Origin of the sequence: Listeria ivanovii subsp. londoniensis, from assembly GCF_000763495.1 — a bacterium.
Lineage (GTDB): Bacteria > Bacillota > Bacilli > Lactobacillales > Listeriaceae > Listeria > Listeria londoniensis.
In genome coordinates this window covers 1,988,352-2,001,664 of sequence record NZ_CP009576.1, presented here as the reverse complement: position 1 = coordinate 2,001,664, position 13,313 = coordinate 1,988,352, and the positions used below count along the sequence as shown (strand labels likewise).

At 35.8% G+C, this 13,313-nt stretch carries 13 protein-coding genes; 12 read left to right on the top strand and 1 reads right to left on the bottom strand.

Going from position 1 to position 13,313, the window contains the following annotated elements:
* From gatC to JL53_RS09765, 7 genes are all read left to right on the top strand, one after another.
* Positions 1-294: an Asp-tRNA(Asn)/Glu-tRNA(Gln) amidotransferase subunit GatC gene (gene gatC / locus JL53_RS09795; protein ID WP_003720066.1), complete on the top strand. Its 294-nt coding sequence runs from the start codon at positions 1-3 to the stop codon at positions 292-294.
* 22 nt (positions 295-316) lie between these two features.
* Complete coding sequence (gene gatA, locus JL53_RS09790; RefSeq protein ID WP_003720065.1) at positions 317-1,768, top strand: Asp-tRNA(Asn)/Glu-tRNA(Gln) amidotransferase subunit GatA; 1,452 nt, start codon at positions 317-319, stop codon at positions 1,766-1,768.
* Between the two features lie 11 nt (positions 1,769-1,779).
* Positions 1,780-3,210 carry an Asp-tRNA(Asn)/Glu-tRNA(Gln) amidotransferase subunit GatB gene (gatB, locus tag JL53_RS09785; RefSeq protein ID WP_003720064.1) on the top strand — a complete coding sequence of 477 codons (1,431 nt, stop codon included), beginning with the start codon at positions 1,780-1,782 and terminating at the stop codon, positions 3,208-3,210.
* Between the two features lie 140 nt (positions 3,211-3,350).
* A complete protein-coding gene (locus JL53_RS09780) occupies positions 3,351-4,283 on the top strand; it encodes a diacylglycerol kinase (RefSeq protein WP_038407516.1) in 933 nt (310 codons plus the stop codon).
* A 147-nt stretch (positions 4,284-4,430) separates the two neighbouring features.
* A complete protein-coding gene (locus JL53_RS09775; protein ID WP_003720063.1) occupies positions 4,431-5,189 on the top strand; it encodes a hypothetical protein in 759 nt (252 codons plus the stop codon).
* 32 nt (positions 5,190-5,221) lie between these two features.
* Positions 5,222-6,583: a 23S rRNA (uracil(1939)-C(5))-methyltransferase RlmD gene (gene rlmD, locus JL53_RS09770; protein ID WP_003720062.1), complete on the top strand. Its 1,362-nt coding sequence runs from the start codon at positions 5,222-5,224 to the stop codon at positions 6,581-6,583.
* A 339-nt stretch (positions 6,584-6,922) separates the two neighbouring features.
* A complete protein-coding gene (locus JL53_RS09765) occupies positions 6,923-7,477 on the top strand; it encodes a hypothetical protein (RefSeq protein ID WP_003720061.1) in 555 nt (184 codons plus the stop codon).
* A 27-nt stretch (positions 7,478-7,504) separates the two neighbouring features.
* On the opposite strand, the gene JL53_RS09760 is transcribed toward JL53_RS09765, so the two are convergent.
* On the bottom strand, positions 7,505-8,035 hold the full coding sequence (locus tag JL53_RS09760; protein WP_003720060.1) for a shikimate kinase: 531 nt from the start codon (positions 8,033-8,035) through the stop codon (positions 7,505-7,507).
* Between the two features lie 178 nt (positions 8,036-8,213).
* On the opposite strand from JL53_RS09760, the gene JL53_RS09755 reads away from it, so the two are divergent.
* The 5 genes from JL53_RS09755 (at position 8,214) to virR (ending at position 13,264) form a co-directional block, all read left to right on the top strand.
* Positions 8,214-8,723, top strand: a complete 510-nt coding sequence (locus JL53_RS09755; RefSeq protein ID WP_038407514.1) for a hypothetical protein — start codon at positions 8,214-8,216, stop codon at positions 8,721-8,723.
* 17 nt (positions 8,724-8,740) lie between these two features.
* Positions 8,741-9,640, top strand: a complete 900-nt coding sequence (locus JL53_RS09750; protein WP_200222209.1) for a carbon-nitrogen hydrolase family protein — start codon at positions 8,741-8,743, stop codon at positions 9,638-9,640.
* A 148-nt stretch (positions 9,641-9,788) separates the two neighbouring features.
* A complete protein-coding gene (locus tag JL53_RS09745) occupies positions 9,789-10,556 on the top strand; it encodes an ABC transporter ATP-binding protein (protein WP_003720056.1) in 768 nt (255 codons plus the stop codon).
* A complete protein-coding gene (locus JL53_RS09740) occupies positions 10,546-12,525 on the top strand; it encodes an ABC transporter permease (protein WP_052010629.1) in 1,980 nt (659 codons plus the stop codon). The genes JL53_RS09745 and JL53_RS09740 overlap by 11 nt, the downstream gene beginning before the upstream one ends.
* Positions 12,526-12,586: 61 nt before the next feature.
* The gene (gene virR / locus JL53_RS09735) at positions 12,587-13,264 is read left to right on the top strand and encodes a two-component system response regulator VirR (protein WP_003720053.1); all 678 of its coding nucleotides are present in this window, start codon (positions 12,587-12,589) and stop codon (positions 13,262-13,264) included.
* The last annotated feature ends 49 nt before the right edge of the window (positions 13,265-13,313 follow it).

Here is a 13,313-nt window from a genome sequence, read left to right as displayed (position 1 = left end):
TTGTCAAATATATCAAAAGAAACCGTAGAAAAAGTAGCAAATCTTGCCAAATTAGAAGTTTCAGAAAACGAAGCAACTGCTTTCGCTGGTCAACTTGGTAAAATTATTGAGCTAGTGGAGCAATTAAATACACTAGATACTAGTAATGTCGAACCAACCAGCCATGCAATTGAAGTTTCGAATGTGTTACGTGAAGATGTGGCAACTAAAGGTCTTGACCGTAAAGAAGTGCTAAAAAACGCACCAGACGAACAAGACGGTATGTTTAAAGTACCAACAATTATGGAGCAATAATACGCTAAGGAGGGAAAATATTTTGGGCTTATTTGATTTTTCAGTAAAAGAATTACACGATAAATTAGTAAAAAAAGAAATCACACCGTTTGATTTAGTAACAGAATCATTTAACCGAATCGAAGCCGTAGAGGATAAAGTCGGTTCATTTATCACTTTAAATAAAGAAACAGCACTTGGTGTAGCGGAAGAGCTTGGCGATGCGGGAATTGATTCAAACAACATGCTTGCCGGTCTGCCAATTGGTATTAAAGACAATATCGTGACAAAAAATTTGCGGACAACAGCGGCAAGTAAAATTTTAGAAAACTTTGATCCAATTTATGATGCAACCGTTGTGTCTAAATTAAAAAATGCACAAACAATCAATATTGGGAAATTAAACATGGACGAGTTTGCGATGGGATCATCTACAGAAACTTCTTACTTCCATAAAACACATAACCCATGGGATTTATCACGTGTTCCTGGTGGATCTTCTGGTGGTAGTGCTTCGGCAGTTGCAGCTGGGGAAGTATTATTTTCACTCGGTAGTGATACTGGTGGATCAATTCGCCAACCAGCAGCTTTTTGTGGGGTAGTCGGCATGAAACCTACATATGGCCGTGTTTCTCGTTTTGGCTTAATCGCGTTCGCTTCGTCATTAGATCAAATCGGACCTATCACGAAAAATGTAGAGGACAATGCATACTTACTTGAAGCGATTTCTGGTTTGGATGCGAATGATTCTACTTCCATTAACCAACCAGTAGAGCGCTTTTCTGATAGCTTAACTGGTGATATTAAAGGACTTCGTATTGGGGTACCTAAAGAATATCTAGGCGAGGGTGTAGATCCTGGTGTGAAACAAGCAGTATTAGACGCACTTAAAACATTAGAAAAACTTGGTGCTACTTGGGATGAAGTTTCTTTACCTCATTCTGAATACGGCGTGGCAAGTTATTATATTTTAGCATCCAGTGAAGCTTCTTCTAACTTGTCTCGCTTTGACGGTGTTCGTTATGGTTACCGTTCGCCAAATGCTACTACGCTGGAAGAACTATATAAGAAAACTCGTTCGGAAGGTTTTGGCGATGAAGTAAAACGTCGGATTATGCTTGGAACATACGCACTAAGTTCAGGTTATTATGATGCTTACTACAAAAAAGCCCAACAAGCTCGTACGTTAATCAAGCAAGATTTTGTGAATGTATTTGAAAACTATGATGTTATTATTGGACCAAGTTCTCCAACAACGGCATTTAAAATTGACGGAATGATTAATGATCCAATTACGATGTATTCGAATGACATTTTGACGGTTCCGATTAACTTATCAGGTGTACCAGCAATTTCTGTTCCTTGTGGATTCTCAGACGGTTTACCAGTTGGTTTACAAATTATCGGTAATTATTTTGAAGAATCGTTACTGTACAAAGTCGCTCATGCATTTGAACAAGCGACCACATTCCATAAAGAAAAACCAAACTTATAGGAGGCGTAGCAATGAATTTTGAAACAGTTATTGGACTTGAGGTTCATGTAGAGTTAAAAACCAATTCAAAAATATTTTCTTCTGCGCCAGCTCATTTTGGAGCAGAACCAAATACAAATACAACGGTGGTAGACTTAGGTATGCCAGGCGTTTTACCAGTATTAAATAAACGTGCGGTAGAGTTCGGAATGAAAGCTGCAATGGCGATTAATTGTGAAATTGCTGAACATACAAAATTCGACCGCAAAAACTATTTTTACCCAGATAATCCCAAAGCATACCAAATTTCTCAATTCGATAAACCAATCGGCGAACATGGCTGGATTGAAATCGAAGTAGGTGGTAAAAAGAAAAAAATCGGGATTACTCGTCTTCATTTAGAAGAAGATGCTGGTAAAAATACCCATACTTCTCATGGTTATTCATTAGTGGATATTAACCGTCAAGGAACACCACTAATCGAAATCGTTTCTGAACCAGATATTCGTTCTGCGGAAGAGGCATATGCATATCTTGAAAAATTAAAATCGATTATTCAATATACCGGCGTATCTGATGTGAAAATGGAAGAAGGCTCCATGCGTTGTGATGCCAATATTTCTATCCGTCCAATTGGCCAAGAAGAATTTGGGGTAAAAACAGAGCTGAAAAACTTAAACTCATTTAACAATGTCCGTAAAGGGATTGAATACGAAGAAAAACGCCAAGCAGAAGTACTTCTTTCTGGTGGAATTATCGAACAAGAAACTCGCCGTTTTGAAGAAGCAACTGGAAAAACTTCCTTGATGCGTATTAAAGAAGGCTCAGACGATTATCGTTACTTCCCAGAACCAGATTTAGTAGATTTATTTATTGATGATGCTTGGAAGGAACGTATCCGCGCCGAAATCCCAGAACTTCCAGATAAACGTCAAATTCGATACATTAATGACCTTGGCCTACCAGCATATGATGCGATGGTACTTACATTAACAAAAGAAATGTCAGATTTCTTTGAAGCAACAATTGAAGCTGGAGCAGATGCTAAACAAGCTTCTAACTGGTTGATGGGTGAAGTTTCTGCTTATTTAAATGCAGAACAAAAAGAATTGCATGACACCGGGTTAACACCTGAAAACTTAGCTGGTATGATTAAACTAATTGAAGCTGGAACAATTTCCTCTAAAATTGCTAAAAAAGTTTTCCGTGAGTTAGCTTTAAATGGCGGCAATGCGGAACAAGTAGTTAAAGATAAAGGGTTAGTTCAAATTTCGGATGAGGGCGCATTACGAACAATCATCGGAGAAATTTTAGACAACAATGAACAATCAATTACCGACTATAAAAACGGGAAAGATCGTGCAGTTGGTTTCTTAGTTGGTCAAGTAATGAAAGCAACAAAAGGTCAAGCGAATCCACCAATGGTTAATAAATTATTATTAGAAGAAATGAATAAACGCTAAAATAAAGCAGTGAAGAACTATTCTTCACTGCTTTATCTATTAGGCATTTAAAGTGAAATTTGCTATAATGTTACTATCATGTGTCAAAATGCGCTTTTCATTTGAACAACGCTGATTGAGCAAGGGAGAGGACGAACAAAATGCAAAAACATGCTCGAGTCATTTATAATCCTACGTCTGGAAGAGAAATCATTAAGAAAAATCTTGCAGATGTCCTTTCGATATTAGAGGAAGCTGGATATATTACATCCGCTCACGCAACAACAGCGGAGCCAGATGATGCCAAACATGCAGCAGAACAAGCGATAAAAGCTAGATACGATTTAGTGGTTGCAGCTGGTGGAGATGGAACGATAAATGAAGTAATCAATGGGATTGCGGAACAAGATTATCGACCAAAAGTAGGAATCATTCCAACTGGGACAACCAATGATTTTGCGAGAGCCATCCATGTTCCAAGAGATGTGATAAAAGCAACGAAGATTATTGCAGCCGGTCAAAGTATTGCGATGGATATTGGAAAAGCAAATGATACTTATTTTATTAATATCGGTGGTGGAGGTCGCTTGACAGAGCTTACCTATGATGTCCCAAGCCGACTAAAAACGATGCTAGGGCAACTTGCTTATTATTTAAAAGGAATTGAAATGTTACCATCCTTAAAAGCAACCAGCGTCAAAGTAGAATATGACCAAGGTGTTTTCGAAGGAGAAATTATGTTTTTCTTACTTGGCCTAACTAATTCAATCGGCGGATTTGAAAAAATTGCTCCGGATGCAAAACTAGATGATGGCAAATTTTCTTTAATCATTATTAAAAAGGTTAATTTAGCAGAATTTATTCGGTTAGTAACGTTAGCACTAAGAGGCGATCATATTAAAGAGCCTAACGTTATTTATGTGAAATCAGAAAAGGTAGTTGTGACTTCGGAAGATAAAATGTTGATTAATCTTGACGGAGAACTAGGTGGCGAAACACCGATGACATTCCAAAATTTAAAACAACATATTGAATTTTTTGCTAGCGTAGATGATATTCCCGCAACCGATTTATTTATAAAAGAAAATAACTAAAAACTACCCCAGCAAGGTAGTTTTTTCTTTAGCCTAAACGTCCTAAATGAAACATAGTAAAATAGATGTAATTATTGTTAGAAATTTGTCTTATTCACCTAAAACAAGTATAATAGATGTCTTGACAAGAAATGAGGTGAATGCGATATGGCAGGTGAACACGTAATAAAAAAATTCACTGTGATAATTATTATTTTTATCATTGCTATCGCAGCAATTGTGTTTTTCTTTTGGCAAGTGGATGCAGAAGAACAACCCCCTAAAGTAACAAAAACAGAATTAATTGAAAGTAACAAAGTATGGGTGAATAATAAAGCACAAATCCCTTTACAAAATAATATAATTCTTTCTATTCCTTCTGCCAATACAGAGGCAACTATTACAACAAATGGAGATTTAATAATTACTTCTACTAATCAAGAAATTTTACAACAATTAGCCGCTGATGATAATCGCTATAAAGGAATAAAAGCATACCGTCTCCGTATTGAAGCGAAAAAAGTGTCGGAATACATTACGAATACAAAATATCGTTTTCCAACAAATAGCCTTCAAGAAAAATTAACTAATTATGAAATTTCAAATGGTGAACGAGCCATAACGACGGAGGCGGAACCGGTAAAAGCAGAGCTAGCTACAAGTGGTAATAATATCCAGACAACGTTAAAAACAACTTATTCAAGTGATGATGCGAAAGTGGCAGCGAGTCTATTTAACAGTGAGATTTCAGATGAAATTACGATAACTGATGATACGAAAAAATTAATCGAAAATAACGATACGACTATCTATCCAAAATCATTTATTTATGATTTTACACTACAAAAGAACACGATGCTTATTTTTAATGCACAAAAGGAAGAAATGATTACCGAGCCAATTGGGATTGAATATATCATTAAATAAATGTATCGTGAAAAAGAGAGGGGCAAGGGAATTTGGAAGTATCCCTTTTAAAGAAGAACCAATCAATTGAAATTACTATAGAAGATCTAACGCATGATGGTAGTGGAGTCGGGAAAATTGATGGATATCCGCTCTTTATTCCTAATACGTTACCAGGAGAAAAAGTAACAGCGAAAATAACCAAATTAAATAAAAGTTACGGTTTTGCGCGAATGGAAAATATCGAAGTAATAAGTGTGGACCGAGTAGAACCACCATGTGCGGTTTATTCCAAATGTGGGGGATGTAGTTTGCAACATTTAAGTTACGAGGGCCAGCTGAAGTTTAAACGAAATCAAGTAGAAGAAACGATGAAACGAATTGGCAATCTGGATGTCCAAGTCAAAGAAACCCTAGGCATGGAAAACCCTTGGCGCTACCGGAATAAATCCCAAGTTCCTGTTGGGTTTGTCAATGGGAAATTAACGGCGGGATTTTATCAAAAAAGAAGCCATGAAATTATTGATATGACCACATGTTTAATTCATAATGAACAAGGCGATTATGCTGTGCAGAAGGCTCGAGAGATTCTCGCTAAATATGGTACGGAACCATATAACGAAAAAACAGGAAAAGGGGACATTCGGCATATTATGACACGAGTTGCTCATACAACTGGCCAATTAATGCTAGTACTCGTGACAAATAAAGATAAAATCCCTTTTAAAGAGGATATTATTCGTGATTTAACAGAACAATTAGCGCTGACATCCATTGTCCAAAATATTAATCCGCAGAAAACCAACGTGATTTTTGGCAATCGTACGAAAACGCTTTGGGGAAAAGACATCATTGAAGACTCCATACACGGCATACGATTTGCCATTTCTGCCCGCTCTTTTTATCAAGTGAATCCACTACAAACAGAAGTTTTATACCAACAGGCTTTAGAAGCAGCAGAATTGACTGGTGAAGAAACGGTGATTGATGCGTATTGTGGTATTGGTTCTATCTCTCTTTGCCTCGCGAAAAAAGCAAAACATGTTTATGGGGTTGAAATTGTTGATCAAGCGATTCAAGATGCAAGAGCGAACGCAGCATTGAATGAGTTGAATAATACTACTTTTGAAACTGGAAAAGCTGAAGAAGTCATTCCAGCGTGGTATAAAGCTGGAATCATAGCAGATGTTCTCGTTGTAGATCCACCTCGAAAAGGCTGTGATGAAAAACTCTTACAAACTATTCTAGCAATGAAGCCGAAGAAAGTGGTTTATGTCTCGTGTAACCCGGGGACGTTAGCTCGCGATATGCAAATTTTGACAGAAGGTGGCTATGAAGCAAAACAAGTTCAGCCGGTAGACATGTTCCCAATGACAACACATATCGAAGCTGTAACAGTATTAAACGTAAAATAAATATACAAAAACCGCCAAAATGGGATAAATGGCGGTTTTTGTTTTCTCGAGTGTGTGTGATTGACTAATAATTAACAGACGTGATTATTGCTAAATCAAGCCCAGTCCTTATTTAACCACGAAATGAAAAATTGGTCAAAAGAGTAGATTTTAACTTTTAAATCAAAAAAAGATGGATTATATACTTTTTTGTTTTTTTAGGTTAATTAAAATACAAAAACAACCCTAAATATCCACTGAAATTGTCGATTATTTGTCATATTTATCCTCCTTTTAAAAGCCAGCAGAATTTGGTAAGATGAATGTAGGATATTTCACATGAATGGAGGAATGGATAAAATGGCAATAACAATGTACATTGATCAACCAGAAAAACTTCTGGCAATCGAGACAACGCATCCACATTTTAGAGATCATTTCAAAGCGGATTTTTATTTAGATAAGACAGATCGATTTGGTCCTTTTGGAGCTGCGGATGGTTTAGAAGTATTGAGGCGCTTGGAGGAATATTTTAGCGATAAGAGTGATCAAGGTCTTAATTTAGCTGCATTTCCGAAGTATATGATGGAAACAGTGAAGGGCTCTACTTATGTGCCGGCTAAGGACGACGGGGTAGATCGTTTACAACAACTACTAGCAGAATACGGTGAAATAGTGAGGCTTTCAGATCAAATTACTGTCTCCGCTGCTTTAGCACAAATTAAAATCACAGGCTACGTATTACCAGTACTTCGGGATGCAGCGCTTGAGTCACTTCATCGCGAAATCGAATTAAACAAAATAGAAAATATGGATACAAGCTATGCGGATAGTATTTTTTATGACTTACTAACATTTACCAAAGACTATACTTCCGTTATGCCAAATATGTGGTGTAGACATTGCACTGAATAATAAAAACAGCGCGAAAAGGCGCTGTTTTTATTTATCTAGCATAGCAAGAATCGCTCTTGCTACTTCCTGCTGGTTGCGATTGTCGGTATTAACAATAAAATCTGCAGAAGTTTCGTAATGCTTCATTCGCGGTTCAAAAATTGCGCGAATTTCTTCAGGCGTTTTTTGTTGAACAAGTGGGCGCGTTGTATCGCCCTTAAGCCGGTTCATAAATACTTCTGGATTTGTCTCTAAATAAATAACAGGGTATGTATTTTTCAGTACTTTTCTATTTTCAGGATTTAGAACGATACCACCGCCTGTTGCAATCACGGCTTTCGTATTAGCTAGTTCTTTTAATTTTTCGTGTTCTAAACGACGAAATTCTTTTTCACCATATTTGGCAAAAATATCAGATACACTCATTCCTTGTTCGTGAGTAATAACCTCGTCAATATCGATATAAGGTAAATCAGCTAGTTTTGCGAGTATATTACCAACAGTTGTTTTTCCAGCCCCCATGAAGCCAATTAAGATAACTTGATCGATGATGTTCTCCTCCTTTTTCAGTTCGCACATTTTACTACTTAAAAGCATTAAAGAAATTATATCATATATGAAAAAAACGTCAACTGAAATTCTTCATTTAGCATACAATTAATCGAAAAGAACGTCAATTCTAGAATGAGAGCCTTTCCATTGTAGATTGTTTCTAGTACAATAGAAATAGCAAGAAATGTGGAAGTGGAGGAAGAAAATGATAGAGGTAGATGAAGAGAAAAAAACAGAGAAAATTGATTTTGGCGTTAATCACCGCTTGATTTTTTCAAGTTGTTTATTGTGGATAGCAGTGGGAATATTATTATATCTCATTTTTAGTCATATAAAAGGCATCAATGAAATAGAGGAAATTATTTTACTAATATTTATTGGCCTTTGCATTTTGCGACCGTTATTTAGGTTATTCAATACGGCGCCAACTGTGGAACTGACAGAACGTGGAATTGCTTACCGTGGTGATTTCAAATCATGGAATGAAGTGAAAGAAACGGAATTAAAGAAACCAACGATAAAATTATTCTCGCAAGATCGTTTGAAAATAATGACCTCTATTAATGGTCGTACTGAAATGGCATGGGATATTGTTGCGGCTGATGTTTCTATTAGTTTAGAAGAATTAGAAGCATTAATCCTTTCGTTGCGCGATAGATATGCCAATGATGAAACAGTTGGAGCTGAGACTTTCACCGATAAGAAAAAATTTTAGAACAATAGGAGGGAAGTTTGCCTATGTTAAAAATTGCCTTAGTACAGAAAAAAGCGGTACCTAATCAAAAAGCAGTCAACTTAAAATTAGCTTTACAACATATAAAGGAAGCGGCGAATCAAGGCGCAGATTTAGTCCTTTTTCCAGAAATGTGGTCGAATGGTTATGCAGCTCCTTTTGATGAGGCGTTTGATAAGCCACTCCATCCCGAATTTACAGACGAACGCACTAATTGGTTAGATAATGGTGTAGAACCTAACAGCGAGTATGTAATGGCGCTTAAAAAGCATGCAAAAGAGTATCAGGTTGGTATTTGTGCCACTTATTTATCAAAAACAGCTGAAAAACGACAAAATACTGCGATAATGATTGACCGAAATGGTGAGATTATTTTAGACTATGCTAAAGTGCATACATGTGATTTTTCATTAGAATGTTTATTACAGCATGGAACGGAATTTAAAATCTGTGAATTTGACGGAATTAAACTAGGTGTAATGATTTGTTTTGATCGCGAATTTCCTGAAAGTGCGAGGGAGCTTATGTTGAATGGTGCCGAGATTATTCTTGTTCCTAACGCATGTGATATGAACCCAGCTCGCATCAATCAACTTAGCACAAGAGCTTTTGAAAATATGGTGGGACTTGCCATGGCTAATTATCCTGGACACAATTGGGGGCAGTCATGTGCTTTTTCTCCAATAGTTTTTGATGATTATGGTAATTATCTGGATAACTTGCTCCTTCAAGCGGATGACGTTTCAGAAGAAATTTATATCGCTGAATTTGATTTAGATGCGATAAGGGAATTCCGAAAGGCAGAAGTTTGGGGAAATGCTTACCGAAAACCTGAGGCCTATAAAACTTTAGTTAACCAAAAAGTAAATGAACCATTTATACGAAATGATGGAAAGTAGAAAGAAAAATTTTTGTAGCGGTTAGTCTTGTAGATTAATCGTTTTTCCAATTGTCACTAAATTTTTTAATAAATACAACTATAGCCCATAGTATCTTCTTGTAATTTAAGGTAAAATGGTCAAATAATATTGAAACTGGAGGAAATGAATGGAGACAGTACTAAAAGCGCACAAAGTTAGAAAAGTATATGGTTCAAAAGGAAATTTGTTTTCTGCGCTAGGAAGTATCAGTTTTGAAATACAAAAAGGGTCCTTTGTCGGGGTAATGGGGCCATCCGGTGCAGGGAAATCAACTTTACTTAATGTTTTATCCTCCATAGATAAACCTACTTCTGGTGAAATTGAAATCGGCGGAAAAAAACTTTCAAAAATGAAAGCAAAAGAACTGGCTGTTTTTAGAAGAGATCAGTTAGGATTTATTTTCCAAGATTATAATTTATTAGATACAATGACGGTAAAAGATAATATCGTTTTACCGCTTGCTTTATCCCATGTGAAACAAAAAGAAATAGATGAACGATTTGAACTGGTTGCTCGCCAGTTTGGAATTTATGAGCAACGAAATAAGTATCCTAATGATATTTCTGGTGGACAAAAGCAACGAACAGCAGTTTGCAGAGCAATGATAACCGAACCAACACTTATTTTTGCTGATGAGCCAACTGGAGCACTTGATTCCAAATCGGCAACTAATCTACTAGAAGGATTGTCTCATGCAAAAGAGGTACGCGATTCGACTATCATGATGGTTACACATGATGCATTTGCTGCCAGTTATTGTGAACGAATTATGTTTATTAAAGATGGAGAGATTTTTACGGAAATTTATCGCGGATCTAATTCGAGAAAGCAATTTTTCCAAAAAGTGTTAGATGTTTTAGCACTTCTTGGGGGGGATGAAAATGATGTTATTTAAGGTAGCATTAACCAATATGAGGAAGAATTTTACGCAATTTATTGTGTATTTTGTGTCGTTAATTGTTTGTGTACTAGTCTTCTTCACGTTTGTGTCTTTGTCCTATAACCCGTTGATTGATAAGGTTTTTACACGATGGGAGTTATTTGGACCAGCAATGTTTTCAACAGCAAGTCTTATTCTTATTCTGTTTATTTTCTTTTTTATTTTTTATTCGAATAGTTTTTTTCTTAAAAGGCGGAAACGCGAAATTGGTTTATATTCTCTGTTAGGGTTACGTAAATCCCAAATTGCTTTAGTGTTATTTTATGAAAATGCAATGATGTATATGTTGGCCACTTTTTTCGGCATTTTACTTGGAATCTTTTTCTCAAAAATGTTTGCAATGGTATTATTTTGGATTGTTGGACTGGCAATAGATGCGGAATTTATGATTACGTTTCCGGCTATTACTGATACAATCATGGTATTTTTGGCAATTATGTTATTTACATCTGTTTATGCTAGTTTTATCGTCTTACGCTATAATTTAAGTCAATTATTTAAAAATGATGATAAAGAAGAAAAAGTGGCAAAAGGCTCATTATTGCTCATGGTAGTTGGAATAGCGTTAATTGGCTTTGGATACTATTTAGCTACTAGCGATGTGGAAGAATCATCTATTTGGTTGAAGTATGATTTTTTTGATTTAATATTATTGATTTTGGGTGCTGTTATTTTAGGAACTTGGTTAACGGTTCGATTTGGAACGCCTTATGTAATTCAAAAACTCTATCAAAATAAGCATTTCTTTTATAATGGCTCGAATATGATTGGCATTACATCGCTTCGTTTTCGCTTGAAAAAGAATGCTAGTACTATTGCAATGATTGCCGTTCTTAGTGCCACTACTCTCACGATAATTGGTTCGATGAGTAGTTTTTATGTGAGAGCATTGGGGAATATTAATGAGGAAAATCCCTCTAGCTATCAAGTGCGCAGTATGACTGCAAAAAATGAAAAAGAAATTATTCAAACCATCAATACAGATAAAAATCATCAATTAAAGAGTTTGTTGAAAACAGAAATGGTCCGTGCAACGCTGGAATATGGAGACATTTATAATAAAAACGGAGAACCCAGAGAAATGATTCATCCAGTTGTTTCGGAATCTGAATACAACCGTATAGCTGCAAAACAGCAAAGAAACTTTGTTCAACCGAGAGAATTACAGTATGGCGAGGCAATCTTACTTGGCAAAAACGCTTATTTTGCTCGAAAAGAAATTCAAGATAAATGGTTATCTAGAGAAATGACTGTAAAAACTGATAAGCCAAATGCGATAAAAATCAGCCCGATTAAAGTGATTGATTTTCGTGAGTTTTCGATTTTTAATACCGGTATTTCTTATGAGACATTGGTGGTATCAGATGAGTACTATAATGATATAAAAAAATTTTCTAACCCTGAATTAGTAGGCATGTTTAATATAACGAACCCAAGTCACAGTGAGGAGTTAGACAAAAAAGTCCAAACAATTGTCGACGGTAAGCCTTCACTTTTTTCTGAAGATGTTTCTTCTTACTACACAACGTACCATATGATTTCCATTCTTGTGGGATCCTTGTTGTTTATCGGCGTCTTTATCGGAATCGTTTTTTTCTTAGCAACAGGAAGTATCATCTACTTTAAATTAGTAACGGATGCTGTGACAGAGAAAAGTAAGTTCGATATTTTGTTCAAACTAGGCGTTACGGAAAATGAGATAAGAAAGATTATTTCTAAACAAATTTGGCCAATTTTTGTTATTCCATTATTTTTTGGAATTGCGCATTCGATGGTCGCACTTTGGGGAATATCAATTAATTTAATTGATAATATTAAGTACCCCGTTTTGATTGGAACTGGTATTTATATGCTATGTTTTGGTGCTTATTATATGTTATGTGTCAATTCATTTACCAAAATTGTAACTGCAGATAAAAAGTAATTGGCTTTTGAAGTGTTTTCAGCTAAAATGAAAAGAGAGTTCTGCCGAGGAGGTACAAGAGATGGTAAAGGTATATATAGTGGAAGATGATGAGGTAATTCGCGACACAATTCGTAAACATTTAAACAAATGGGGATTTGAAATAGGCGTAGTAAATGATTTTAATAATATTTTGCAAGAATTTTTAGCTTTTGAACCCCAATTGGTTATTTTGGATGTGAATTTGCCTTTCTTTGACGGATTTTATTGGTGTAATCAAATCCGGGAAGTTTCTAATGTACCGATTATCTTTTTATCTTCCCGTAATTCACGAATGGATCAAATTATGGGAATGAATATGGGAGCAGATTATTACATTGAGAAACCAGTTGATTTAGATGTTTTAATGGCTCGGATTAATGCACTACTCAGACGGACATACTCCTATGCAGATTTAGAAGAAGCGAACGTAATGGAACATAACAATGTCTTTCTGCATATTGACACAAACACTCTAACGCATTTAGAAGATAAAATTGAATTAACTAAAAATGAATTTCTGATTTTATATGAGCTCATGAAGCAAAAAGGTAGTATTGTAAGCCGAGATGAGATTATGCGTGCACTATGGGAAGACGAAAGTTTTGTTGATGATAATACGCTTACAGTTAATGTCGTTCGAATTCGTAAAAAACTAGCGGAAATCGGACTAGAAGAATTTATTAAAACGAAAAAAGGGCAAGGCTATATGATTGAGTGATCACTAACAGGAAGATAGCGCTAAATGAATGGCGTCCTTCCTGTTTTTC